Annotated in this window: 28 protein-coding genes; 17 read left to right on the top strand and 11 right to left on the bottom strand. The window is 62.1% G+C overall.

Annotated features, from left to right (window positions below; genetic code table 11):
- Positions 1 to 75: 75 nt before the first annotated feature.
- The 3 genes from ACVWVY_RS29170 (at position 76) to ACVWVY_RS29160 (ending at position 3443) form a co-directional block, all read left to right on the top strand.
- Positions 76 to 1059, top strand: coding sequence for a fumarylacetoacetate hydrolase family protein (locus tag ACVWVY_RS29170; protein WP_456629609.1), 984 nt, complete (start codon positions 76 to 78; stop codon positions 1057 to 1059).
- 470 nt (positions 1060 to 1529) lie between these two features.
- On the top strand, positions 1530 to 2306 hold the full coding sequence (locus tag ACVWVY_RS29165) for a cyclase family protein (RefSeq protein ID WP_456629608.1): 777 nt from the start codon (positions 1530 to 1532) through the stop codon (positions 2304 to 2306).
- Positions 2307 to 2435: 129 nt separating this feature from the next.
- Entirely contained in the window at positions 2436 to 3443 is a 1008-nt protein-coding gene (locus ACVWVY_RS29160; RefSeq protein ID WP_456629607.1) for an amidohydrolase family protein, read from the top strand.
- A 127-nt stretch (positions 3444 to 3570) separates the two neighbouring features.
- Here ACVWVY_RS29160 and ACVWVY_RS29155 read toward each other — a convergent pair whose 3' ends face one another.
- On the bottom strand, positions 3571 to 3876 hold the full coding sequence (locus ACVWVY_RS29155; protein ID WP_456629606.1) for a hypothetical protein: 306 nt from the start codon (positions 3874 to 3876) through the stop codon (positions 3571 to 3573).
- Between the two features lie 338 nt (positions 3877 to 4214).
- Between ACVWVY_RS29155 and ACVWVY_RS29150 the strand changes: the two genes are divergently transcribed.
- Positions 4215 to 6026: a carbamoyltransferase family protein gene (locus ACVWVY_RS29150; RefSeq protein ID WP_456629605.1), complete on the top strand. Its 1812-nt coding sequence runs from the start codon at positions 4215 to 4217 to the stop codon at positions 6024 to 6026.
- A gap of 131 nt (positions 6027 to 6157) precedes the next feature.
- On the opposite strand, the gene ACVWVY_RS29145 is transcribed toward ACVWVY_RS29150, so the two are convergent.
- The gene (locus ACVWVY_RS29145) at positions 6158 to 7303 is read right to left on the bottom strand and encodes an OpgC domain-containing protein (RefSeq protein ID WP_456629604.1); all 1146 of its coding nucleotides are present in this window, start codon (positions 7301 to 7303) and stop codon (positions 6158 to 6160) included.
- Between the two features lie 227 nt (positions 7304 to 7530).
- Between ACVWVY_RS29145 and ACVWVY_RS29140 the strand changes: the two genes are divergently transcribed.
- The gene (locus tag ACVWVY_RS29140) at positions 7531 to 7836 is read left to right on the top strand and encodes an ETC complex I subunit (RefSeq protein ID WP_456629603.1); all 306 of its coding nucleotides are present in this window, start codon (positions 7531 to 7533) and stop codon (positions 7834 to 7836) included.
- Positions 7837 to 7872: 36 nt separating this feature from the next.
- On the opposite strand, the gene ACVWVY_RS29135 is transcribed toward ACVWVY_RS29140, so the two are convergent.
- Positions 7873 to 8373, bottom strand: a complete 501-nt coding sequence (locus ACVWVY_RS29135; RefSeq protein ID WP_456629602.1) for an Lrp/AsnC family transcriptional regulator — start codon at positions 8371 to 8373, stop codon at positions 7873 to 7875.
- Between the two features lie 10 nt (positions 8374 to 8383).
- Entirely contained in the window at positions 8384 to 9052 is a 669-nt protein-coding gene (locus ACVWVY_RS29130) for a TetR/AcrR family transcriptional regulator (RefSeq protein WP_456629601.1), read from the bottom strand.
- 173 nt (positions 9053 to 9225) lie between these two features.
- On the opposite strand from ACVWVY_RS29130, the gene ACVWVY_RS29125 reads away from it, so the two are divergent.
- The 5 genes from ACVWVY_RS29125 to ACVWVY_RS29105 all read left to right on the top strand — a co-directional run bounded on the left by ACVWVY_RS29125 (position 9226) and on the right by ACVWVY_RS29105 (position 15956).
- Positions 9226 to 10398: an isovaleryl-CoA dehydrogenase gene (locus ACVWVY_RS29125; protein WP_456629600.1), complete on the top strand. Its 1173-nt coding sequence runs from the start codon at positions 9226 to 9228 to the stop codon at positions 10396 to 10398.
- A gap of 114 nt (positions 10399 to 10512) precedes the next feature.
- On the top strand, positions 10513 to 12117 hold the full coding sequence (locus ACVWVY_RS29120) for a carboxyl transferase domain-containing protein (RefSeq protein ID WP_456629599.1): 1605 nt from the start codon (positions 10513 to 10515) through the stop codon (positions 12115 to 12117).
- Between the two features lie 14 nt (positions 12118 to 12131).
- Positions 12132 to 14132 (top strand): acetyl/propionyl/methylcrotonyl-CoA carboxylase subunit alpha, encoded by a 2001-nt coding sequence (locus ACVWVY_RS29115; RefSeq protein WP_456629598.1) that lies wholly within the window; start codon positions 12132 to 12134, stop codon positions 14130 to 14132.
- Complete coding sequence (locus tag ACVWVY_RS29110) at positions 14129 to 15037, top strand: hydroxymethylglutaryl-CoA lyase (protein WP_456629597.1); 909 nt, start codon at positions 14129 to 14131, stop codon at positions 15035 to 15037. Before ACVWVY_RS29115 ends, ACVWVY_RS29110 begins: the two co-directional genes overlap by 4 nt.
- 229 nt (positions 15038 to 15266) lie before the next feature.
- Positions 15267 to 15956: a GntR family transcriptional regulator gene (locus ACVWVY_RS29105; protein ID WP_456629596.1), complete on the top strand. Its 690-nt coding sequence runs from the start codon at positions 15267 to 15269 to the stop codon at positions 15954 to 15956.
- A 45-nt stretch (positions 15957 to 16001) separates the two neighbouring features.
- Here ACVWVY_RS29105 and ACVWVY_RS29100 read toward each other — a convergent pair whose 3' ends face one another.
- Genes ACVWVY_RS29100 through ACVWVY_RS29090 form a run of 3 tightly spaced genes read right to left on the bottom strand, consistent with a single transcriptional unit; the run spans position 16002 to position 18930 of the window.
- Complete coding sequence (locus ACVWVY_RS29100) at positions 16002 to 17360, bottom strand: TRAP transporter large permease (RefSeq protein WP_456629595.1); 1359 nt, start codon at positions 17358 to 17360, stop codon at positions 16002 to 16004.
- Positions 17357 to 17911: a TRAP transporter small permease gene (locus ACVWVY_RS29095; protein WP_456629594.1), complete on the bottom strand. Its 555-nt coding sequence runs from the start codon at positions 17909 to 17911 to the stop codon at positions 17357 to 17359. The genes ACVWVY_RS29100 and ACVWVY_RS29095 overlap by 4 nt, the downstream gene beginning before the upstream one ends.
- Complete coding sequence (locus tag ACVWVY_RS29090) at positions 17908 to 18930, bottom strand: TRAP transporter substrate-binding protein (protein ID WP_456629593.1); 1023 nt, start codon at positions 18928 to 18930, stop codon at positions 17908 to 17910. Before ACVWVY_RS29090 ends, ACVWVY_RS29095 begins: the two co-directional genes overlap by 4 nt.
- 413 nt (positions 18931 to 19343) lie before the next feature.
- On the opposite strand from ACVWVY_RS29090, the gene ACVWVY_RS29085 reads away from it, so the two are divergent.
- Positions 19344 to 19583 (top strand): pentapeptide MXKDX repeat protein, encoded by a 240-nt coding sequence (locus ACVWVY_RS29085; protein ID WP_456629592.1) that lies wholly within the window; start codon positions 19344 to 19346, stop codon positions 19581 to 19583.
- Positions 19584 to 19782: 199 nt separating this feature from the next.
- On the opposite strand, the gene ACVWVY_RS29080 is transcribed toward ACVWVY_RS29085, so the two are convergent.
- A complete protein-coding gene (locus ACVWVY_RS29080) occupies positions 19783 to 20136 on the bottom strand; it encodes a DUF6481 family protein (protein WP_456629591.1) in 354 nt (117 codons plus the stop codon).
- A gap of 128 nt (positions 20137 to 20264) precedes the next feature.
- Here ACVWVY_RS29080 and ACVWVY_RS29075 point away from each other — a divergent pair, with 128 nt between their 5' ends.
- Positions 20265 to 20438, top strand: coding sequence for a hypothetical protein (locus tag ACVWVY_RS29075; protein WP_456629590.1), 174 nt, complete (start codon positions 20265 to 20267; stop codon positions 20436 to 20438).
- A gap of 154 nt (positions 20439 to 20592) precedes the next feature.
- On the opposite strand, the gene ACVWVY_RS29070 is transcribed toward ACVWVY_RS29075, so the two are convergent.
- The gene (locus ACVWVY_RS29070; RefSeq protein WP_456629589.1) at positions 20593 to 20808 is read right to left on the bottom strand and encodes a hypothetical protein; all 216 of its coding nucleotides are present in this window, start codon (positions 20806 to 20808) and stop codon (positions 20593 to 20595) included.
- Positions 20809 to 21004: 196 nt separating this feature from the next.
- Here ACVWVY_RS29070 and ACVWVY_RS29065 point away from each other — a divergent pair, with 196 nt between their 5' ends.
- Both ACVWVY_RS29065 and ACVWVY_RS29060 read left to right on the top strand, forming a co-directional pair.
- On the top strand, positions 21005 to 21250 hold the full coding sequence (locus tag ACVWVY_RS29065; RefSeq protein WP_456629588.1) for a hypothetical protein: 246 nt from the start codon (positions 21005 to 21007) through the stop codon (positions 21248 to 21250).
- A gap of 44 nt (positions 21251 to 21294) precedes the next feature.
- On the top strand, positions 21295 to 21603 hold the full coding sequence (locus ACVWVY_RS29060; protein ID WP_456629587.1) for a hypothetical protein: 309 nt from the start codon (positions 21295 to 21297) through the stop codon (positions 21601 to 21603).
- Positions 21604 to 22090: 487 nt separating this feature from the next.
- Here the strand turns inward: ACVWVY_RS29060 and ACVWVY_RS29055 are convergent, their stop codons facing one another.
- The gene (locus ACVWVY_RS29055) at positions 22091 to 22231 is read right to left on the bottom strand and encodes a hypothetical protein (protein ID WP_456629586.1); all 141 of its coding nucleotides are present in this window, start codon (positions 22229 to 22231) and stop codon (positions 22091 to 22093) included.
- A gap of 56 nt (positions 22232 to 22287) precedes the next feature.
- On the opposite strand from ACVWVY_RS29055, the gene ACVWVY_RS29050 reads away from it, so the two are divergent.
- Positions 22288 to 22440 carry a hypothetical protein gene (locus ACVWVY_RS29050; protein WP_456629585.1) on the top strand — a complete coding sequence of 51 codons (153 nt, stop codon included), beginning with the start codon at positions 22288 to 22290 and terminating at the stop codon, positions 22438 to 22440.
- A gap of 649 nt (positions 22441 to 23089) precedes the next feature.
- On the opposite strand, the gene ACVWVY_RS29045 is transcribed toward ACVWVY_RS29050, so the two are convergent.
- On the bottom strand, positions 23090 to 23506 hold the full coding sequence (locus ACVWVY_RS29045) for a septal ring lytic transglycosylase RlpA family protein (protein WP_456629584.1): 417 nt from the start codon (positions 23504 to 23506) through the stop codon (positions 23090 to 23092).
- A gap of 461 nt (positions 23507 to 23967) precedes the next feature.
- Between ACVWVY_RS29045 and ACVWVY_RS29040 the strand changes: the two genes are divergently transcribed.
- Both ACVWVY_RS29040 and ACVWVY_RS29035 read left to right on the top strand, forming a co-directional pair.
- The gene (locus ACVWVY_RS29040; RefSeq protein WP_456629583.1) at positions 23968 to 24291 is read left to right on the top strand and encodes an H-NS histone family protein; all 324 of its coding nucleotides are present in this window, start codon (positions 23968 to 23970) and stop codon (positions 24289 to 24291) included.
- Between the two features lie 64 nt (positions 24292 to 24355).
- A complete protein-coding gene (locus ACVWVY_RS29035) occupies positions 24356 to 24577 on the top strand; it encodes a hypothetical protein (protein ID WP_456629582.1) in 222 nt (73 codons plus the stop codon).
- Positions 24578 to 24687: the final 110 nt, after the last annotated feature.

Below are 24687 nucleotides of genomic sequence, written 5' to 3'. Positions count from 1 at the left end.
CTATGACACATTTTTCTGTTGTTTATCGATATTTTTTTTGATCATATATTTCATCGGAAAACAAGAGGGCATCCAGTGAAACTCGCAACATTCAAATCCGGCGGACAGGAAAAGATCGGAATCGTGCATACGGGCGATACGCTTCTGTTCGATCTTGCTGCCGCCGCCAGCCGGAACGGAAGCGCCCATCCGGCCTTCGCGTCGATGCTGGCGTTGATCGACGCCGGCGAGAGCGCACTCGAACAGGCGGCAAAACTGTTCGAGAAGCACGGCAAGGACGAAAGCCTGTCCATCAAGACCGGGACGGGCGAGATTCTCGCGCCGGTCCCCGAGCCGCGGCAGATGCGGGACGGCATGTCGTTTCCGCTGCACATCCTGCAAGCCCCGCGCGGGCAGCTCAAGCTTGCCGCGCGCGCCAAGGGCGACATGGCTGAGCTGGCGCGGATCGAGGCAGAGCCGCTCGGCGAGCTGCCGGAGGTCTACCGCAGGCAGCCGATCTACTACATCACCAACCGTTTCAGCGTGCGCGGCACCAACACCACGGTGAAGTGGCCGCGCTACAGCCAGGTGATGGATTACGAACTCGAATTCGGCATCATTACCAAAAGCAAAGGCGCCAACATCTCCGCCGCCAGGGCCAAAGACCACATCTTCGGCTATACGATCTTCAACGATTTTTCCGCCCGCGATGCCCAGCGCATCGAAATGGAAGGGCGGCTGGGGCCGGCGAAAGGCAAGAGTTTTGACGGCGGCAACGTGATGGGGCCGTGGATCGTCACGCCGGACGAGATCGGCGACCCCTACAAATTGAAAATGGAAGCGCGCGTCAACGGCGAGAGGCGTTCGCAGGGCGTGACCGAGGGCATGCTATTCTCGTTCGAGGAGATCATCGCCCATGTCAGCCAGGACGAGACCCTGATGCCCGGCGAATTCATCGGATCCGGCACTGTCGGCAATGGCTGCGGCCTCGAGCTCGGCTGGTATCTCGAGCACGGCGATACCATCGAACTCGAAGTCGAAAAGATCGGTATTTTGAAGAACCGGGTTGAGCGGCAATGAGATCGGGAAGCATTTGCAAATCAGTCTCTTCGAAGGGCGTCCGGTAAGCTTTCAGCCATCCGAACGCCCTTGCATTCCGGTCAAGCTAGATTGTGGAGAGGATGTTCGACCAAAACGCGAGCGCCGTAACGAAGAGAAAGATGGCGGCAAAGGAAGCCACCTCTTCTAGGAGGCTGATCAACATGACAAGGGTTCCAAATACGCGGTTGCGAATGCGTGACCGCTTGGTCACGGCGAATGATGTGCATCCGGCGTGCCATTTTTTTTCGAGTTGTGAATCAAGATGTTGATGAAAGCGAAAGAGTCTATTTACCATCCTGGAGTCGAATTTTTCCGAGCCACCGGGAAATCCTTTCTCAGTAATTCCACCACTTTTGCAACGGCACGCGGGCTCAGCGCGCCGTCTTGCGCAGAGCGACGTACCGGCCCGCGGGGCCAGCAACTAGAACAATAACGAGCGAGGAAACGCCATGGCGCGCAAGTTGATCGATATCTCCGTTCCCCTGCAAAACGACGTGCCGGCCGATCCGCCGGGCGGCCATCCGACCATCCAGTACATCGATCACCAACAGGGCCTGCCGCGGATGCTGCAGTTCTTCGAGGGGCTGAAGGCGGAAGATCTGCCGGACGGACAGGGCTGGGCGGTCGAGCAGGTATCGCTCTCCACCCACAACGGCACGCATCTGGACGCGCCCTGGCACTTCCACCCCACCATGAATCGCGGCGAGCGTTCCTGGACCATCGACGAGGTGCCGCTGGAATGGTGTTTTCAGCCGGGCGTGAAGCTCGACTTCCGGCATTTTGCGGACGGCTATGTGGCGACCGCCAAGGATGTGGAAGCTGAACTGAAGCGTATCGGGCATACGCTGTCGCCGCTGGAGATTGTCGTGGTCAACACCAGCGCTGGCGCCAAATATGGCCGGCAGGATTACGTCACTTCCGGCTGCGGCATGGGCTACGAGGCGACCATGTATCTGTTGGAGCGCGGCGTGCGGCTGACCGGCATCGACGGCTGGAGCTGGGACGCGCCCTTCATCTACACCGCGAAGAAATATGCCGAGACCAGGGACGCCAGCCTGATCTGGGAAGGCCACAAGGCCGGCCGCCACATCGGCTATTGCCACATCGAGAAACTGCACAATCTCGAGCAGCTGCCGTCGACCGGATTCATGGTGTCGTGCTTCCCGGTGAAGATCGAGCGCGCTTCGGCCGGGTGGACGCGTGCGGTTGCCATCCTCGACGGCTGAAGGCTGCACGCGACAACAATAAACGCAGGGAGAGAACGGATGACGGATTTGCGCACGCCGCGCTTGCGGGGATGCTTCTGCTGTGGCCCATCAAGTCCGTCACCCTCCAGCCCAAGTCGGCGCGGCTTCATGCTCGGCGCCGGCGCACTGGCGATATCAGCGGCCATGGGGCGCGACCGGGCAGGGGCGCAACCCGCCGACACGAAACCGTTCCGGATTGACGTCCATCATCATCTGTCGCCGCCGACCTACGTGACCGCATCGAACGACAGCGGCTTTGGTGATCCGCTGATGAAGAACTGGACCATCGAGAAATCGCTTGATGACATGGACAGGGCGGGGATCGCAACCGCGATGCTGTCCGTCACCACGCCCGCCGTCAATTTCACCAGGGGCGATGCGGCGCGAAAGCTCTGCCGCGAGTCGAATGAGTATGGCGCAAAGCTTGTCGCGGATTATCCCGGACGGTTCGGCAATTTCGCGATGCTGCCGCTCACCGACGCCGAAGGCAGCTTGCGCGAACTGATGTATGCGCTCGATACCCTGAAGGCCGATGGCATCGCGTTGATGACGAGCTACGGCGACAAGTGGCTTGGCGATCCTTCATTCCTGCCCGTGATGGAAGAACTCAATCGCCGCAAGGCGCTGGTCTACACCCATCCGACGGCGGCCAATTGCTGCGTGAACCTGGCGCCGACGCAGCCGCCCGTCATGATCGAGTTCGGCACCGATACGACGCGCACCATCGCCGACATCCTCTTCTCCGGCAATGCGCGAAGGTTTCCCGATATCCGCTGGATCTTCTCCCACGCCGGCGGGACCATGCCGTTTCTGATCGAGCGCTTCGTCCGTCATCCGCTGCTGGTGCCGAAGGCCAAGGAGACGGTGCCCGATGGCACACTCACCGAACTGAAGCGTTTCTTCTACGACACCGCGCAGACCTCCAACCGCGGCTCGATGTCGGCGCTGGCGGCGATCATTCCGCCGTCGCAGATCGTGTTCGGAACGGATTTCCCGTACCGGACCGGCATCGATCATGTGAAGGGCCTGCGCGAGACGGCGGTGTTTACGGATGAGCAGATCGCGTCGATCGAACGCGGCAATGCGTTGAAGCTGATCCCGCGGCTGGCAAGTTAGTTTGGACGCAGGTGAGCGCCGTGGCCCGGCGCAGTTGACTCATCAAAAAGAAAAAAGCGCGCCGGTTGCCCGGCACGCCTGAATCTTCTTTTCGATCCCGCCTGAGTTGACGGTGATCGAACCTAGATCACCACCTGCAGACGCGGACGCCGTAGACGTTCCACCAGCAGCGGGGACCACCGCCATAGAAGCCGTACCCGCGGCCGTAGCCGTAGCCCCGGCCGCCATAAAAGCCTCTGCCGCCGCCGCGATAAAAGCCTCTGCCGCCGCCGCCGCGAAAGCCTCCTCTGCCGCCGCCGCCGCCTCGGCCGCCACGCGCCAGCGCGGACGTAGTCGTCCCGCCGACCAGAATGGCAGAGGTGCTGGCGACGTAGACGAACAACAAAGCCAACGCTGCGAGGCAGCGGGTCAGGATATTGTAGCGTTTAGCCATTCAGGAATCTCCGGGTCACTTCCAAGACATCTGGACTTAGGCAACTGTCTCACTTAGATGCGCGGGACAGCTTTCGGTTCAGATGCGCTAAGATATATTTCTACTAAGGTTCTTTCGGGCTTTTGGGACTTTATTGAGTAGGACAGGTAAGGTCAAGTTATGGCCGGCCTGCACAGGAATTAGCGTTGCGTCGTTCATCTTCCTGAATGCTTGCTGAACGCCGATGGTTGTGCGTCGCAGATTTTCGGGAGAAGCTACGGCAAGGCCACGCCAGCAACTTGATGTCGACACGATCTCCATTTCTTCAGCGTAAGACGATCCCGCCTCAACGAGTACCCATGCCCAAAAAACACACTTATGTCCTTGGTCTGAACACCTATGACCATGATGTCAGCGCCTGCCTGTTGCGCGACGGCGCCATCGCCTTTGCGATCGCCAAGGAGCGGATCACGCGGGCCAAGCACGCGTCAGGCTTCTACAAGGAAGTGATCGACTATTGCCTTGAAGCCGAAGGCATCACACTCGATGACGTCGATCTGGTGGTGCGCAACTGTTACATCCTGCCGGTCCCGGAAATGGAGGAGCGGCTGGTCTATTTCGACGCGCCGGGCTTCCTTCCGGATTTCGAACGCGGCGACGCGGCCAAGCACCCGCTGTATCTGTCCGGTCAAGACAAAGTGGTCACGATCTCCCACCATCTGGCGCACGCCTACAGCGCGTTCGCGGTCTCGCCGTTCGAGGATGGCGTCGTGATGATCGTCGATGGCGTCGGCAGCTACCGCTCCGACGTCATGGAAGCCTTCCCCGCCAGCGACACGGCGACGCCGCTGGCCCGCGAGTCCGAGAGCTATTACAAGTTCAGCGGCGCGACGCTGGAGTGCCTGAAGAAGGTCTGGATGGAGCCTGACCGCGGCTTCCTTAGCGACGAGTTCTACACCATGCCCGGTCTCGGCGCGCTCTACAGCCGCGCCTCCACCTACATTTTCGGCGACTGGAATAAATGCGGCGAGCTGATGGGGCTGGCGCCCTATGGCCGCCGCGACCAGGTCAAGCATCTGCTCGAACTGAACGACGGCAAGCTGGACGTGCCGCATTGGACCGCCGACTTCATGGAGCCATACGTCTTCGACGGCACCAGCAACTGGGAAAAGAGCCCTTCGATGCGGCACTGGGAAGATCTGGCCTGGCGGACGCAGGACGACACCGAGAACGTGCTGCTCGCGCGCGCCCGCTGGCTGCGTGAAACCACCGGTGCGAAGAACCTCTGCATGGCCGGCGGCGTCGCGCTGAACTGCGTGGCGAACGGGCGGGTCGCCCGCGAAGCTGGATTCGAGAACGTCTGGATCCAGCCCGCGGCGGGTGACGACGGTATCGCCATCGGCTGCGCTTATTACGGCTGGCTCGAAATCCTGAAGCAGCGCCGTGACTTCGTGATGGATCATTCCTATGTCGGCAAGCGTTACAGCGACAAGGACGCCGCAAAGGAGCTGCAGAAGTTTCTGGTGCGGATCCAGGTTGATGCCGTCAAGAGCGAGAACGTCTGCCGCGATACGGCCAAGCTGCTCGCCGACCAGAAGGTGATCGGATGGTTTCAGGACCGTTCGGAATTTGGCCCGCGCGCGCTCGGCAACCGCAGCCTGATCGCAGATCCACGCAAGCCCGAGATGAAGGACATCCTCAACAGCCGCGTCAAGCACCGGCAGGCGTTCCGCCCGTTCGCGCCGATCGTGCTGGCCGAGCGGATGAAGGAGGTTTTTGAAGGCGACGAAGATTCGCCCTTCATGCTGATCGCCAAACCGGTTCGTCCCGAATGGCGGGACAAAATCCCGGCGATCGTGCATGTCGACGGCACCGCGCGGGTGCAGACCGTGCGCGAGGCGACCAATCCGATGCTTTATCGCTTGCTGAAGGAGTTCGAGGCGCTGACCGGTGTTCCCGTGCTGATCAACACCTCATTCAACATCAAGGGCGAACCCATCGTGGAAACGCCGCAGGATGCCGTGAACTGCTTTCTGACCACGGGCGTCGATCATCTGGTCATCCACGACACGATCGTCTCGAAGGCCACGATGCACAAGGTGGTCGCGCCGATACTCAACGTCTACGCCGACGTGCGAACGCTGGTGGACTCGACCGCGCAGCCGGCCTGAAGGCGCCAGAGATTCGGTTCTGATTAAATCAGAACCGAATCTCCAGATTTTTGTTTTGACGCGTTTTCTTGATGCGAACCGGTGTCCACTTCGCTCGAAAACGCTATAGCGACAGTCCAGCCAGAAGCCGCTCAGGCAGGTTTCGGCGCCGGTGGCTTCAGCGGCTTGTCCTGCCGCTTCGACCAGGAAATGTAGTAGGCGACGATGGTCATGATGGCGATGCCGGTCACGCTAACGAAGATCTGCGCGAACAGCGAGCCCGAGCTCATCGACAGTTCGAAATGCCCGACGAACGACAGGAACACGCCGACGCAGAACACGGCCAATGATTGCTGACCGCAGACGACCAGGGGATCGAAGACCTTCCACTCCAGGCCCGGCCAATCCTTCGGCACGAAGCGAATGACCAGGATCACGATCACCACGAAGTGCAGGAAGCGATAGGGCGCGAGGTTGGTCTTGTCGTTCGGATTGAACATCGAATACAGCCACTGCGGGAACATCTCGCCGAACGCCGGAAACCTGCCGGCCATGGTCATGACAAGCCCCAGGATCATGTAGCCGATGCAGAACCACAGCGTGGCCGGGTGCATGATCAACCCTGCCGCCTGCCGGGCACCGCCGAGTGCGCACCATGCACCGAATATGAACAGCACCTGCCAGGCGAACGGGTTGAAGTACCAGGTGCCCTGCGGATAGGCGGCCAGGTTCCACCCGGTCTGCCGCGACACCAGCCAGAGCACGATCGCGGCCACCATGGTCCAGTTGGGCTGGCGCAGCATGATCCACAATACCGGCGGGAACAGCCCCATCAGCACGATGTAAAGCGGTAGCACGTCGAGGTTGACGGGCTTGAACTTCAGGAACAGCCCCTGCCGCAGCGTTTCGGTCGCGTTATCGACCAGGCCGACGACGTTGAACTCGTTGACCAGCTCGGAATCGCCGAAGCGCAACGCCAGATAGCTGATCGAGGCGATATAGATCACGAACAGGATGATGTGGGCGACATAGAGCTGCCAGACCCGCTTGGTCAGCCGCGTGGCGCCGACGATGAAGCCGCGCTCCAGCATCATCCGGGCGTAGACGAAGGAGGCGGTATAGCCGGAAATGAAAACGAACAGGTCGGCGGCGTCGGAAAACCCGTAATTGCGGGTAGTGATCCAGTTCACGACATTGTCGGGAATGTGGTCCAGATAGATCGCCCAGTTCGCGACCCCCCGAAACAGGTCGAGCCGGAGGTCGCGTCCTTTTTCTGGCAGGGTGGCGTTGATTTTCATGGGTGCCGTTTCGCAGTGATGTTTTCAGGAGGATGGCGCCGCAAGAGGTCCCGGGCGCCGGATAGCCCTAGATTGTCACAGTACGGCATAATGACTATACCGGTGCGGAAATGGTACATCCGGGTTTTACGGAATCACCGATCAAATTTCCTGAAAGGTGTCTCTATACTATCCCGGCCGTTTCCACCAATCGCTACCATGTCGCAGACGCAAGGACCCGACCATCCATGACCGCACGCATTTTTAAGCCCGCCAAAAACGCGATGCAATCGGGCAGGGCCAAGACCCGGGAATGGCAGCTCGACTACGAGCCGGAGCACCCCCGGGCGGTCGAGCCCCTGATGGGCTGGACCTCGTCGGTCGACATGAAGCAGCAGCTCACCTTGCACTTCGACACCAAGGAAGACGCGATCGCCTATTGCGAGCGCAAGGGCGTTGCCTACCAGGTGATCGAGCCCAAGGATTCGAAGCAGCGGCAGGTCGCCTACGCCGACAATTTCGCCTTCAAGCGCGTCGAACCCTGGACGCACTGAAGACGCTCCCGGTCGCTCGACGCGGGAAGTTGCCGGCTACTGCGCCGGGTCGGGTGCTGCAGGATGGATGGGGATCGGCAGCGGCGCATCCTTGGCGACGCCAAGCACCGGGAAGGTTCTGATGTTGCGCACTTCAGGCATCGCTGAAAACTGCAGAAGCTGCTGGTGCATGCCTTCGACGTTTCGTGCCACGCATTTGAGCAGATAGTCGGCGTCGCCCGAAATCCGCCAGCTCTGCAGCACCAGCGGCACCGCCGCGATCGATTTTTCGAACGCCTGCAGCGGGGCCTGGGCCTGGCTCTGCAACTGGATCAGGACAAAGGAAATGACTTCGTAGCCCAGGAGCGTTTCGTCGAGCGTGGCTCTGATGGCGCTGACATAACCGCGTTCGCGCAAGGCGCGCACCCGGCGCCGGCATGGGGGCTCGGAGATGCCGACCCTTTCCGCCAGTTCGTTGTTGCGGATGCGGCCATCCCTCTGGAGTTCGGACAGGATCTTCAGGTCGATATCGTCGAGGGGGTGGTGGCGTTCGGTCATGGGCGGCACCTCATCGGCGCTCCAGCCTGCCGGGCGCCGTCAGGCCGGAGGAGGGCGCGCGTTTGATTCGGGCCGGGTCAGGTGTCGCGCCGGGGGCGACGCTCGATAGCACCAGCTTTTCGTGGGCGGCGACGATGGCCTCCCTGGTGAGCCGCCCGCCGGGGCGGTACCAGGTGGTGAGGCCGGTCAACAAGGCCAGGATCGCAAATGTCGCCACCTGGATATCCACCACCTCGAATTCGCCCTCGGCGACGCCCTCGCTGAGGATTTCGGCCAGCCGCTGCTCATAGGCGCCGCGCAGCGCCACGATCGCCTCATAGTTCTTCGGCTCGAGGCTTCGCAGCTCGGAATTGGCGATGAAGACCTCGCGCTTCCTGGTCATGTGATAGGTGACGTGGAAGGCTGTGAAGGCGCGGAGTTTGTCGACTGGCCGCTGTTTCTCCTGCAGGGCGCGATCGAGCTGGCGGAGCAATTCGTTGATGTGGTCGCGTATCAGGTCGAACAGCAATTCCTGCTTGGTCGAGATGTGGTTGTAGAGCGATCCCGACTGGATGCCGACCTCGGCGGCGAGCTGGCGCAGGCTCATGGCCGCGTAGCCGTGCTCGAAGATCAGGCGGAGGCCCGCTTTGCGGATCGCCTCCATCGTCTTCGGGCCGTGAGAACCGATCGTCCGCGCCATGGAGCCTCTGGGCATTCGCCGCCGTGGAAACGAGCGGTCGATCGTATAATTGTGGCACGAAATGATAGTAATTTCAATCGACTGTAGTCACTATTTGAGTTTTGGCAGGTTCCGCTTGCAGGTAAGTTAAAAAAACGTATGATCGTTTAATTCCAGGAAGACAGGGGGAAATGATGGCCTCGAACAGGGCGCTGCTTCTCAACTTCGATCTCGGCGAGACCGCGGATGCCATACGCGAGACGGTGCATGCCTTTTCGCAGAACGAGATCGCGCCGCGCGCCGCCGAAATCGACCGCAGCAACCAATTCCCCAGGGATCTCTGGCCCAAAATTGGATCGCTCGGCCTGCACGGCATCACCGTCGAGGAGGAGTATGGCGGCAGCGGCCTCGGCTATCTCGAGCACTGTATCGCGGTGGAAGAGATGTCGCGCGCCTCGGCCGCGGTCGGCCTGTCCTATGGCGCGCATTCCAACCTCTGCGTCAACCAGATCCGCCGCAACGGCAGCGAAACCCAGAAGCGGAAATACCTGCCAAAGCTGATTTCGGGCGAACATGTCGGTTCGCTGGCGATGTCGGAGCCGGGCGCAGGTTCCGACGTGGTCTCGATGAAGACCCGCGCCGACAAGAAGGGCGACCGCTTTGTGCTGAACGGCAACAAGATGTGGATCACCAACGGCCCCGTCGCCGACACGCTGGTGGTCTATGCCAAGACCGATCTCAACGCCGGTCCGCGCGGCATGACCGCCTTCATCATCGAAAAGGGCATGAAGGGATTTTCCACCGCGCAGAAACTCGACAAGCTCGGCATGCGCGGCTCCGACACCTGCGAACTGGTGTTCGAGGATTGCGAGGTGCCGGAAGAGAACGTGCTGAGCGAGGTCGGCCGCGGCGTCAACGTGCTGATGTCCGGTCTAGACTATGAGCGCGCGGTGCTGGCCGCCGGTCCGATCGGCATCATGCAGGCCTGCATGGACGTGGTGCTGCCTTACGTGCACGAGCGCAAGCAGTTCGGCGAGCCGATCGGCACCTTCCAATTGGTGCAGGGCAAGATCGCCGACATGTACACCACCATGAACGCCTCGCGGGCCTATGTATATGCGGTGGCAAAGGCCTGCGACCGCGGCGAGACCACGCGCGAGGACGCGGCCGGCGCCATTCTTTATGCTGCGGAAAAAGCCACCCAATGCGCGCTCGATGCCATCCAGCTCCTGGGCGGCAATGGCTACATCAACGACTACCCGACCGGGCGGCTGTTGCGCGACGCAAAACTCTACGAGATCGGCGCCGGCACCAGCGAAATCCGCCGCATGCTGATCGGGCGGGAACTGTTCGACAAGACCGCCTGAGCTTCACATCGGGGCAAAGATGGTACAGGCTCTGTTGCATTCTCTTCGAATGGGTTGTTCCGACCATCCTGAAGCCGTCTCAGGGCACTCCAGCATCCAAAGAAAACGCTGACCATGCCGCTTCATTCCACTATCGATCCCACGTCTTCCGAGTTTGCCCGCAACGCCGACGTGATGCGCGGCCTGGTGGCGGAGCTTCGCGACAAGCTCAAGGTCGTGTCCGGCGGGGGCGGCGAGACGTCGCGCAAGCGGCATACCGCGCGCGGCAAGATGCTGGCCCGCGAGCGCGTCGACCTCTTGGTCGATCCCGGCACCGCGTTTCTCGAACTGTCGCCGCTCGCCGCCCACGGCCTCTATGGCGGCGATGTCCATTCCGCCAGCGTCATCACGGGCGTCGGGCGCATCTCGGGCCGCGAATGCGTCATCGTCGCCAATGACGCCACCATCAAGGGTGGCACTTATTACCCCATGACCGTGAAGAAGCATCTGCGCGCGCAGGATATCGCGCGGCAGAACAATCTGCCCTGCGTCTACATGGTCGATTCCGGCGGCGCCTTTCTGCCGATGCAGGACGAGATCTTTCCGGACGAGCGGCATTTCGGCCGCATCTTCTACAACCAGGCGCAGATGTCTGCGCAGGGCATTCCGCAGATCGCGATCGTGATGGGCTCCTGCACCGCCGGCGGCGCTTACGTGCCTGCGATGTCGGACGAGAGCATCATCGTGCGCAACCAGGGCACGATCTTCCTCGGCGGGCCGCCGCTGGTGAAGGCGGCGACCGGCGAGGTGGTGACGGCCGAAGAACTCGGCGGCGCCGACGTGCATTCCCGCCAATCCGGCGTCACCGATCATTACGCGCAGAACGACGCCCACGCGATCGGGATCGCGCGGCGCATCGTTGCCACGCTGAAGCCGCCGACGCGCGCCGCGCTCAACATGCGCGAACCGCGGCAGCCGCTGTTTCCGGCCGAAGAAATCTATGGCGTGGTCTCCGCCGACGGCAGAAAACCGTTCGACGTGCATGACATTATCGCGCGCATCGTCGACGGCTCCGAATTCGACGAGTTCAAGAAACTCTACGGCACGACGCTGATTTGCGGCTTTGCCCATATCTGGGGCTATCCGGTCGGCATCATCGCAAACAACGGCATCCTGTTCAGCGAGAGCTCGCTGAAGGGCGCGCACTTCATCGAGCTGTGCTGCCAGCGCAATATTCCCTTGGTGTTCCTGCAGAACATCACCGGCTTCATGGTCGGCAAGAAATACGAGGCCGGCGGCATCGCGCGCGACGGCGCCAAGCTGGTGACGGCGGTGGCGACCGCCGGCGTGCCGAAATTCACCGTCGTGATCGGCGGCTCCTATGGTGCCGGCAATTACGGCATGTCCGGCCGCGCCTATAGCCCGCGTTTCCTCTGGATGTGGCCGAACGCGCGCATCTCCGTGATGGGCGGCGAGCAGGCCTCCATGGTGCTCAGTCAAGTTCGCCGCGATAACATCGAGGCCAAGGGCGAGAACTGGTCGGCCGAGGAAGAGGACAAGTTCCGGGCGCCCATCCGCGCGCAATATGAGCACCAGGGTAGCCCCTATTACGCCACGGCGCGGCTGTGGGACGACGGCGTGATCGATCCCGCCGATACAAGGCTGGTGCTCGGCCTCGGATTGTCGGCGGCGGCCAACGCGCCGATCGAACCGACGAAATTTGGTCTGTTCAGGATGTGATGCAGGAAACGATGATGGACCGCGCAAAACTCTACCGGCGTTTTCGCACACTGCTGATCGCCAACCGCGGCGAGATTGCCTGCCGCGTCATCCGCTCCGCCCGCGCCATGGGCCTGCGCACCGTCGCGGTCTATTCGGAAGCCGATCGCGATGCCATGCATGTCGCCATGGCTGATGAGGCCGTATTGCTCGGACCGGCGCGGGCGCGCGACAGCTATCTCAACATCGAACGGGTGATCGAAGCCGCGCGCCAGACCGGCGCCGAGGCCGTCCATCCCGGCTACGGCTTTCTGTCCGAAAATGCCGAATTCGCACAGGCGTGCCTGAACGCCGGGCTGGTGTTCGTTGGCCCTACCGCCGAGATGATGACGGCGATGGGCTCGAAGTCCGGCTCGAAGGCGCTGATGGAAAAGGCCGGCGTCCCGCTGGTGCCCGGCTATCACGGCGAGGCTCAGGACGAGGCAACGCTCGCAAAATCCGCCGACAAGATCGGCTTCCCGGTGCTGGTGAAGGCCTCCGCTGGCGGCGGTGGCCGTGGCATGCGCGTGGTCAATTCGGCCGGAGAACTCGCGGCGGCGATCGTCAGCGCCAAGCGCGAGGCCAAGGCCGCGTTCGGCGACGACCGCATGCTGGTCGAAAAGTTCGTGCAGAACCCCAGGCATATCGAGGTGCAGATCATCGGCGACAGCCATGGCAATCTGCTCTCGCTTTGGGAGCGCGAATGCACGCTGCAGCGGCGGCACCAGAAGGTGATCGAGGAAGCACCGTCGCCGACGCTTGATGCCACGCAGCGCGAAGCCGTCTGCGCCGCCGCGCGCAAGGCGGCCGGTGCGGTGAATTACGTTGGCGCCGGCACCATCGAATTCGTCTCCGACGGCAAGGAAGTGTTCTTCATCGAGATGAACACCCGCCTGCAGGTCGAGCATCCCGTGACCGAGCTCATCACCGGCGTCGATCTGGTGGAGTGGCAGTTGCGGGTGGCGTTCGGCGAAAAGCTGCCGCTTCAGCAGGACGAGATCAAGCTGAACGGCCACGCCATCGAGGCGCGGGTCTACGCCGAAAATCCGCAGAAGAATTTCATGCCTTCAGTGGGCCGGATCAAGACCTGGCGCACGCCGGATGCTGTCGACGGCCTGCGGATCGATGCCGGGTATCGCGGCGGCGACGCCGTGTCGCCGTATTACGACGCCATGCTGGCAAAGGTGATCGCCTGGGCACCGACGCGGCAGGCTGCGATCGAGCGGCTCAACCGCGGGCTGGAAGAGACTGACGTTCGCGGCATCGTCACCAACATCCCGTTCCTGTCGGCGCTGATCACGCACCCGAACGTGCGCGCCAACACCATCGACACCGGTTTCATCGAACGCGAGTTGAAGAAGCTGACGGAATCGTCAGGCGCGGCCGGCGATCTCGAGTTTTGCGCCGCGGTCGCCGCCATCGTCGACGCGGAGCAGAAATCGGCGCGCAAGGATTCGCCGTGGCAGACGTTTGGCTGGATGCCGGTTGGAAGGCGGCAGCGGGTATTCTCGTTCCGGCAGGGGCAGGGCGCCGAGCACAAGGTGACGTTGCACTACGGCTCCGGGCCGATGACACTCTCGATCGGCAAACACGAATTCGTCTTAGCGCCCTCGCCGGCGGATCACGGCAGCTTCGATCTGACGATTGACGGCATGAAATCGCGCGTGACCGCCGTGATCGAGGGCCATGAGCTTTATTTGCGCACCCGCAACGGCCGCTTCGACCTGCACTGGGTCGATCCGTTCGGCGGCGAGACCGAGGAACAGGTCGGCGAGGACAAGATCGTCGCGCCGCTGCCCGGCACCGTCGTGGCGCTGCTGGCCGAGGAGGGCGCGACGCTGGAGAAGGGCGCTGCGATCCTGACGCTGGAGGTCATGAAGATGGAGCAGACCCTGCGCGCACCCTTTGCGGGCGTGTTGAAGAAGATCAAGTGCAAGGTTGGCGATATCGTCGGCGAAGGCGTCGAATTGGCCGAAATCGAACCGGCAGCGTCATGAGCGATCGCGTCCATATCGTCGAAGTCGGCCCGCGCGACGGGCTGCAGAACGAGAAGACGCCGATCAGCGTCGCCGATCGGATCGCGTTCATCGAGGCGTTGATCGCTGCGGGCCTGCATGCCGTCGAGGTCGGCGCCTTCGTCTCGCCCAAGGCGATCCCGCAAATGGTCGGATCGGCCGAGGTGCTGCGCGGCGTCAGCCATCATACCCAATGCGAACTTCCGGTGCTGGTACCCAATGAGAAGGGTTACGAGGCCTCGCAGGCCGCCGGCGCCAAACTGATCGCGGTATTTGCCGCGGCATCGGAGAGCTTTTCGCGCGCCAATATCAATTGCTCGATTGCGGAATCGATCGACCGGTTCAAGCCGGTGCTGGCGCGCGCCAAAGCCGACGGCGTCAGGGTGCGCGGCTACATCTCCACCGTGCTCGGCTGCCCCTATGAGGGCGAGATCAAGCCGCAGGCGGTGGTCGATGTCGCAAAGGTGCTGTGGGACCTCGGCTGTTACGAAATCTCGCTCGGCGACACCATCGGCGTCGGCACGCCGCTAAAGGCGCGGCAACTGCTGCGCACCGTGGCGGGCCATGTGCCAATGGCCAACCTCGCCATGCATTTCCACGACACGTACGGGCAGGCCCTCGCCAATCTCTACGCCGGGATGGAGGAGGGCTGCCGCGTGATCGATTCCGCCGCCGGCGGCCTCGGCGGCTGCCCCTACGCCCCCGGCGCGACCGGGAATGTCGCAACCGAGGACGTGGTCTACATGCTCGAAGGCATGGGCGTCGCGACCGGCGTCGACATGGCAAAGCTGGTCGCGGCGACCAATGTCGTGAGCGGATTGATCGGCCGGCCGCCGGTCAGCCGCGTCGCGGCGGCATTGAACGCAAAGGCGCGGGCCGCGAAATAGGCCGCGTATGCGGCCTTTTACCCGACCTTTGGTCGCAACCGCCGGTTCTTTCAGCGCTGCCGCTTATCATGGCTTCGCCGCTGCCTTCTCTGCTTTCCGTATAATTTATACAATATTGCCAAATGGAGATTGTGGGGGACGCCTTAGCTTTTGCTGGGTCGGGACCGCGTCTACATGCGAAATAGGCCCGTCTCGATCCGAAAGGCCGGCCATGACGACGGAAGATCAAATGAAAGGCCCCCTGAAGCACCGGACGCTGTCGGCTGCGATCGTCGACCAGCTCAGGCAGTCGATTCTCGACGGGACCTATCCGGCTGGCTCGCAGCTGCGCCAGGACGCGCTGGGGGAGGCCTACGGGGTGAGCCGCATTCCGGTGCGCGAAGCGCTGTTTCAGCTCGAGGCCGAAGGGCTGGTGCGCATCGTCCCGCAAAAGGGTGCGATCGTATCGGAGCTGTCGCTGGACGAAATCAACGACGTGTTCGACCTGCGCGGGATCATGGAGCCCCGGCTGCTGGCGCAGTCGGCGCCGCACTTTACGGACCGGGACTTTGATGGGCTGGACGACATCCAGAAGCACTTCGAAAAGGCGATCAAGGCGGGCAACATCAGCGAATGGGGCCAGCTCAATGCCGACTTTCACATGGCACTATACATTCACGCGCGGCGGCCGCGGACCAAGGCGATCGTCATTGCGTTGCTGCAGACCAGCGACCGCTACACGCGCTTGCAGCTTTCCAACACCAAGGCGATGGGGACAGCCGAAAAAGAGCACGCGCATCTGATCGCGCTTTGCCGGGCGCAGCAGATCGACGAGGCTTGCCGGTTTCTGGCGCAGCATATCGAGGCGGTGCGTACCGACCTGTTGCAGGTCGTCGGTGGAGGATCGATCGCAGCGCCTGCCAGAAGTGAAAGCGCGTGACTTGCAGGATGGGTTTCGCTCCGCTCTACCTATCCTGCGGAAGCTTTACCTCCCCCCGTCCGGGCCCATCACCAGGTCCGGCAGCCCGGTCGAAATCCCCGGGAAGAAGCACAACAGCAGCACCGCCAGCATCATCAGCAGCACGAAGGGCAGCGTGCCCCAGATTACCTCGCTGAGCGGGATATCCGGCGCGACGTTGCGGATGACGAAGATGTTGAGGCCGACCGGCGGGTGGATCAGCCCCATCTCCATCACGATGGTCATGACCACGCCGAACCAGATGATGTCGAAATTGGCGGCGCGCAGCGGCGGCAGGATGATCGGGGCGGTCATCAGGATGATCGACACCGGCGGCAGGAAGAAGCCGAGCACCACGACCATCAGCAGGATCGCAACCAGCAATTCCCAGCGCGGCAGATGCATGGCGACGATGGCCTCCGCCGCCGATTGCGAGATGTGCAGATAGCTCATCACGTAGGAATAGAGCAGTGACATGCCGATGATCATCATCAGCATGGTGGATTCGCGGATGGTGGATTTCAGGATCGGCGAAAGGTCGCTCGGCCGCCATACGCTGTAGATCAGAGCGATCAGCACCAGTGCGAGCAGGCCGCCGAGGCCTGCGGTTTCCGACGGCGTGGCGTAACCGCCATACAGCGCGATCATCACGCCGGTGAGCAGCAGGACGAACGGGATCACCCGCGGCAGCATGGTGAAGCGCTCGGCCATCGTGAATTCGTCGTGCTGCAGGATCGCGGAATCCGTTCCGGTCTTCTCGTAAAGCGCTTTCGCCGTCGTATATTCCTTGCGGAATCGAAACACCGCGTAGATGCCGAACAGTGTCACCAGCAACAGTCCCGGGCCAATGCCGGCGAGGAACAGCCGGCCCAGCGATTTCTCCGCGGCGACCGCAAACAGGATCATGGTGATCGAAGGCGGCAGCAGGATGCCGAGCGTGCCGCCGGCGGCGATGATCCCTGCGGCAAAGCCGCCGGAATAGCCGCGCTTGCGCATCTCGGGAATGCCGGCCGAACCGATCGCCGAGCAGGTCGCGGGCGATGAGCCCGCCATCGCCGCGAACAGCGCACAGGCGAATACGTTGGCGACGCCGAGGCCGCCGGGCACGCGATGCAACCAGGCATGCAGCGCCGAATAGAGGTCCTGACCGGCGCGAGATTTGCCGATCGCAGCCCCCTTGAGGATGAACAGCGGGATCGACAGCAGCGTGATCGAGGCCATTTCCTCGTAGACGTTCTGCGTCACCGTATCCAGCGATGCCGTCGGCATGTAGATGGCCATGAAGGCGACGGCGACGGCGCCCAGAGCAAAGGCAATGGGCATACCGGAAAACATCGCAAACAGGGTAGCCAAGCCGTAACTGATACCAATTCCAAGAACGCTCATCGACGTGAAGCACCAGCAAAGGGAATAATGATCTGCAACAGGATTTGCAGGCACAACAGCGTCATGCCCAAAGCCATCAGCACGTAGGGGATCGCAAGCGGGGGCGACCACATCGAGTTCGACACCTGGCCGTCGACCCAGGCCTCATGCGCCAGCGTCCAGGATTTCCAGGCAAAGAAGGCGCAGAACAGCAGGCTCGCGACATCGACCAGCCACAGCCTGATGCGGTTGGCGAGCGGCGACATCAGCCCGACAAAGGCTTCAATGCCGATATGGCCGCGCTGGCCCTGCACATAGGCCGCGGTCATGAAGGTGGCGCCGACCAGCAGGAATACCGCCGCCTCGTCCTGCCAGTAATTGGGGCTGTGGAACAAGGCGCGGCCGAGCACGCTGTAGCTGAGGATCACGCAGGCCGCGATCAGCGCGATGGCGGCGAAGACCACGATGACGTTGTTGCACAGCGCCAGCGCCTGGCCGAGCGCCGCCACGAGCGGGTTACCCGTGGCGGCCTCGGAATGGTCATGTTGATCCGGAAGCGGACCATGCATCATGCGGAGACGTCGCTTGCGAGCTTGAGCAGATTGGCCGACGTCGCGGTCTTGGCGCTGTAGTCCTTCCAGGCAGTATCGCGCGCAATATCCCGCCACTTGTTGACGGTCGCCACGTCGAGCTTGCTGACCTTGGCGCCGGCCTTCTCATAGACCTTGGCGACCTCGATATCGTCGTCCTGTGCGCCCTTGCGGCCGAACGCTTCCAGTTCGCTGCCCACCGAAAGCAGGATGTCCTGCTGCTTCTTGGGCAGCTTGTCGAAGATCGCCTTCGACATCATCAGGGGCTCCAGCATGAACCAGTAGGAGGCGCCGGCGCCCGAGGTCAGCGACTTCGCGACCTCTTCGAGGCGGAACGAGATCAGGCTGGTGGAGGAGGTGATGCCGGCGTCGCAGGCGCCCGTCTGCATCGCGGCGTAGATTTCGTTCGACGGCACCGACAGCACGGCAGCGCCCGCGGTCTGCAGCACCATGTCCATTTCGCGCGAGCCGCCACGCACTTTCATGCCCTTGGCGTCTTCGGGAGCGACGATCGGCTTGGAACGGCTGGCGACGCCGCCGGCCTGCCAGACCCAGGTCAAAAGGATGATGCCCCTGTCGGCGAGGAAGTCGGTCAACGCCTTGCCGACCGGCTCCGTCTTCCAGCGCAGGCCCTGATCGTAGGTCGCGACCAGGCCCGGCATCAGGCCGATATTGGTTTCCGGCAATTCGCCGCCGGCATAGGGCATCGGATAGAGGCTGATATCGAGCGCGCCTTTGCGCATCGCCGAGAATTGCGCGTTGGTCTTGATCAGCGAGGAGTTCGGATAGATCTCGGCTGCGATCTCGCCGCCACTGCGCTTGGCGACTTCAGCGGCGAACGTGCGGCAGAGCCGGTCGCGGAAGTCGCCCTTGTCGATGGTGCCCCCCGGGAACTGGTGCGAGATCTTCAGTGTCGTGGCGGCATGGGCGGTGCCGGTGCCGAAACGAAGGACGGCGGGCGCAGCAAGTGCGGATGCGATGACATGGCGGCGTGTGAGCATGGTTTATCCCCTGCGAATTGGTTTTTGGGCGGCGATCGGGACCGGCCTGAGCCCATGTTAGCCGGTCTTCGTCCGAAGTTGCTCTAGTCTGATAGTTCGAGGCGGTGTGATAGGTCGAGGCGGCACGCGACGGCAAGCCCGGATTCCGACCCTCAAACCAAAGCCTGATTCCGCTGCGGTGCACCCGGGGTGCGGTGCGCACCCGGGAACAGCCGTTCGCAGAAGACTCGGTCAATAATGCGTCCAATCCCGGGCACTCGCGCGCCGTGGGCCGCCATTAATTTGCCGCTTCAACTATCCGTGACAACGGCAAAACTTTGGGATGTGGCCGGTAACAAACCCGGTTTCGGCATCGTCGTTGGGGGAAGCGGCAGACGTCGCTTCGAGAAACCAACTAAAAGGATGACGATCCCATGACCACCACGACCCGTATCGGCCTCGGCCTGTCTGCCGCGCTCGTTTCGCTCGGCCTTGCGTTTGCGCCGGCCGTCTTCGCTCAGGACAAGATGGGCAAGGATGACGGCATGAAGAAGGAATCGATGTCCAAGGATGCGATGAAGAAAGACGACGGGATGATGAAGAAGGACGGCATGAAGCACGATGGCATGACGAAAGACGGAATGAAAAAAGACGACGGCATGAAAAAGAACTGAGCCGCGCCGTCATTCTCTGCGACAAACGCAAAGCGTTTGCGCAACGGAGCGATGCTCAAGCATCGGCCCTGGAGGTTCGAGATTCCCCGATGCGCAATGGCGCATCCGGGGGCTGGCTCACGCACCAGCCTGAATCACGGGAGGACTGAAACTGTCATAGGCAAGAGACGGCGGCGCGCGTTTTGCCCGCTCCTCTTGCCTACTTCTTCTTGCCCTTGCCTTTGCGCGCGGCGTAACGGGCGTCTCGCTTGGCCTTCTGCTCGGCCTCCAGCGCGGCCAGCCTGGCGGCCTCTTCTTCCTTCTCCAGCGCGATCCTGGCGGCTTCCGCCGCGGCGGCCTCGGCCTCAAGACGTTTCTGTTCGGCCTTTTCGGCTTCCTTTGCCTCTCTTGCCTTGGCGCGCGCGGCGGCCTGGGCCTCGCGTTCGGCCTGGCGGCGCTTCACCTCGGGATCGTCGGGTCCCGGCTGGGCGCGAAACTTGTTCAAAATGTCCTGTCGCGCCTGCATCGCAGCCTTTTGGCGGTCCGCGAAGTTCGGTTCCTTGAATCCACTCATAGACGAGGCCTTGTCGCTTTCACTCTCGGGGGTTGGGCGCACGCGGCGCGCGGAATGGGGCCTTGGTAAGTGAACCGGCGCCAAAATGCCAGCGTCGAAATAGGACCGGTAGAGCAGGGGAGACTTGCGTGTACAGCAAATGGCCCGAATTGATGCTGATGGGCGTCAGCCTGGTTGCTCGACGAGATGGCAACGGCGACCGAAGCCCCCAGCCGGGCGCTGGCCATCCGCAATACGGGCTTCTCGCCTGTGTGCTGATTGGCCTGATCGGCTCGCTGGCAATGCTCGTTTCGGAAAAGTGACCGCGCTATCCCAGAGCATGCTTCAACCGATTTGAATCATGCTCGTCGATCGTCTTGTTTGCGCACGATCTCCGGGCAAACGCTTCGCGCTTGTCCCGCGGGAAAACCGGTGTCCACTTTGCGCCAACGCGGCCCTTCGGGTCCGGATCATGCTCTAGAAGTTATCGCGCCGCCCACCGGGGCCGAGAACGCGTGCGACCGTCATCGCCGTCATCGCGACCCGATCCGCGGTCTGCTGCGCCTCCAGCCTGTCACGGGCGTTTTCCCTGATCATGGTCTCGATCAGTTCGAGCCGCTTGGTCTCATCGACCGCTTCCGCCAGCAGTTGCTTGTACCTGATGTAGTCGTAGGTCGTTTCCTGCTTGTTCATCGCACGCCCCGCACACGCGCTCCCCCCGAACGCGCAATGTCGATCAAAGGTTGTGAGCACGCAACGGATTTGCGCGAGTTATACCCGTTTCCGTATCGATCACGATCCCGCACAAACCCGTGTAATGTGAACCGGTTCACAAGGGCTGTGGCCGGCCGTTCCTATGTTCCGGGCTACTCGAACAGGAACGACCGCCATGCGCCTCAATTGGTGGACCCGCAAAAACCTCGTGCTCGCCGCCGCCGTCGTCGCGCTGGCCTTCATAGGCTTCGTCGTGATCGGCGTGTCCTATCCGGAGCCAGCCGCCAGCGCCGCTCTCGGTCCGGACTGGCAGTGCAGCCGGTTGGTCTTCGTCTTCACGACCTGCAGCCGGGCCAAGCAGACGCAGTCCATGCCCGTCCGCTTCGCCAGAATCCCGGTGTGCGGGCGACTGCGGACGTAATAGGATCGGGCCGGAATCGGAGTTGGCCAGCACCGGAGCGTCCCATGCAAAAACTGCCATGCCTTGTGGTGGCCGCGTCGGCGGCAGCTCTCGTATTGCTGCCGGCCGGCGTCGCGCTGGCGCAGGGCGCGCCGAGCGGCGGCACCGCGCCAGCGGCGACGTCCACTGCCGCGCCGGCTCCTGAAAACACGGCTCCCGCACCGGAGAAGGCAGCGCCGAAGAAAAAGAAACCGGCCAGGATGACCCGGCAGCAGGAGATCGACCGTTCGGTCGACCGTGGCACGGTGCCCGCGCGTTACCGGAACTCGGTGCCGAAAGAGTATCATCAGTATATTCCGTTCGATAAGCGGTAGAACGCGGCCTGACCACGTCCTTGCGGGCCATCGGTTCGCGTGAACGCGCGCGCCGCGACGAGCGCAATTGCGCTCGCGCAGTGATGACAGGCTCCGCCAAGCAATCATCTTTTCTTGTGCTGTGAGATGGATTGTTGCGCGCGCAATGGGACGGCCCGGCCGAATTTCGCGGTCTCGCGTGGGACACAGGCAAGGAATATTCGCACGAATATCGCACCGTACTCATACGGATTGGCCGTGCGTGCAAGGCGCATCTATAACGACGTCGCTTGCAGCGGGGGGCAGGGCGGTCGTTCATCACGACGAACGCCGCCACTGGAGGCCACGAGGCCCGGACTCCTAGGCACTCCGGGCCTCGTCTACTCCTTATCGCAGCGGCCGATCCGCTTGCGCCACTCGACCCGCTTCATCGGCACGGTCACATCGGAAAAGCGCAAACGTCGCACGCGGTCATTGGACTGCGTGCCGACGATCACAGCGATCCGAGTCATTGCCAGATGACGGCCAGCGCCACGATCACGAGCATGACATGGATGATCTTGCGGACGATCCCGCGGATCGCGCTTCCGGTTTCGCCCGCCTGAACGCGATGCTGGTCATTGGTCGCCGGGTCAGGTTCCAAATTCACCTTAAGTTCGCCTTTTGCTCCGACAGTGGGATTTCGGTGTGCTAAGGGGTGGCCCCATGTGGAACGGTTGGAAAAAAGCGGCCATCGGATTGAGCGCGCTGCTCGCCTTCGTCCTCCTGGAGTTGATGGCGTTCATCGGCGGCGTTGCCGTATTCCTGGGCTTTGTCATGGACGTGGATTTGCCGTTTTTCGCGGTCTCCGAGGAATAGGGTCGGACCCCTAATCCAGCAGCCGGTAGACTAGGTCGGTTGACGCGCCGGCCAGGCAGAACGCCAGCGCCATGCACACCGGCAGCTCGTCGCGATCGAGCTCGGGTGGTGGCGGGCTCAACGGGTCCTCGCGCTCAGCCGTTTCAATTCATGAGATTGGGAAAACGTGCCGAGGCACTCTGTTCCCTATTCGGGGGTTTTCGGCCCGTTTTGCGCGGTTTCGGTTCCCTTGATGCCCGGATGCCAGCGCCAGCTAGCGGCTGCTGTCACAAAAAGGGTTATAGCTCAACGGTTTTTTAAATTCTCTTTAAGTTAGAAATGAGTTCCTATTCGGGCCGCACCGCCGCGCGGCCCGAATAGCCGGGCGCCGCCCCTTTCACCTACCCCAGGGAGACGAGCGCTCGGCTATTGTGGGCATCGCGCCATTGCCGCAGAGGCAGAGCCCGGTCTCTAGACCGGATTGGCGAGGGTGCCGGTTGCACCGACCGCGAGAACGGAAATCGCGAGTGACAGCCTTTATGAAAAAGCCGCCAAACAGGATTGCGCGAAACCGGTCCAGACTATCGGGTTCTTGGGCGAACGATGTCACCCGGCGGCAACAGCGGCGCAGTTTACAGACACATTCTAAAGCTGTTTTGGATTATGCCTGCTACTCGTAGCCGGCGCGCCGCACGGTGACGCGGCACAAGCCGTCGCAGCCGATCTGGCGCGCGGCGCCGAGCGAGAAGTCGAGAACCCGGCCGCGTGCGAAGGGGCCGCGGTCCTGCACCGGGCAGCGGATCTTCTTGCCGTTCTCGAGATTGGTGACGACGAAGATGGTGCCAAATGCCTCGGTGCGATGCGCGCAGGAGACTTCATTGGCCTTGAAGCGCTTGCCGCGCGCGTCCCACTTGTCCTCCCAATAGACGGAGGCTTCCTGATCGTCTGCCGGCGGCCGGGCGATCCGGCCCATCCACTTTTCCTGAAAGGAGTCGGCGCACGCATGCGACGAGGTCAGCGCCAGCGCAAGCGCCGCGAACCGTAGCCTGGAAGCACCGCGGCCATCGCGGTGGCGATACCCTGCCATGACGCCAACATTCTGTTGCGGCGCGGGGCTTGCACCCGCCGGAGGTTCCGGCAGCAAGTTCCGTTTCGACTTTGGCGTTGGCGTGGCGCAGGTGCGGCGGCATTGCGCCGAATCGAAATTGCAGGACGGGTGGGTCGCCTGCAACGGTGAGCGTGCAGCAGCACGCTTCAGCAGCCGCAGCGCGATTAGGAAACCGTCAACGGGATACCTTTAGCTTCCGATTTCCTGACGGCGCTAATCTCCCACCAGTCGTGAAAATTTGGGTGCGCCGTAGGGCAGCTTCTGTCATGGTTGCATTATCTAAAGAGGTCAACCCGGATGGAACTTTTACAATCTGAGGAGGTAACCCGATTGCACTTTGCAGCCTGAAAGAGGGACTTAAAGCGGCGCGGAATCCGCCTTATTCTGCTCATGTTTTCTACCAACGATGACAGCTAAATCAATCATGATTGGGGACGGTCGTGAATCGGAACAACTTCAAATCGATGTCCACGGATGAGTTGTGGGCACTCCATGAGGAAATCGCGTCCACGCTTGCTGCCACGCTGCTCGCGGAGAAGCGCGTACTCGAAAATCGCCTGAAACAACTCAAGGGTAGCGTCGAAGCCGAGCGCGAGAGTTCGCCGACAGGGCGGCGCCCATATCCGACCGTCCTTCCGAAGTTTCGGAATCCGGATCAGCCGTCCGAGACTTGGGCGGGACGAGGAAAGACGCCGCGCTGGCTGGCCGCAAAGTTGAAGTCCGGCAAGCGGATCGATGACTTCCGGATTAGGCAGGTAGCATAAGCCGATTTGCAGCCGGCCGCCCGAAGCCGGCTTGCACTTCTCGGCCAATCCACGAATTTGCTTCGTGAGGCCAGCAGATGCCGCGCCGATCTGCTTACTGAGTGATGTCGATCTGGATTCAGATGCTGGCGTCACCGTCGCACTTCAGCTTATCTTGATTTGGACCTTCACGATCGCGAGCGAGTGTCCTTTCGACATGCGCTTCCAGCGCCCTGACAATTCCCATGCGCGCAAACAGCATGGGTCCGCGGTCTTCAGCGGCATCTATGAGCATCTGGACGGCTAGCCGCCATTCCTGACCATCACGTTCTGGCTGAGGAAGCTTCCTGATGTACTCGGCGGCGTCGCGCAGGGTTTGCGCAGGCGGTCCCTCCGGGAGAGGGACAGGCTGAGCGA

This window comes from Bradyrhizobium sp. URHC0002 (genome assembly GCF_054059515.1).
The sequence above is the reverse complement of the archived record's forward strand: the minus strand, read 5'-3'. Positions and strand labels throughout refer to the sequence as shown.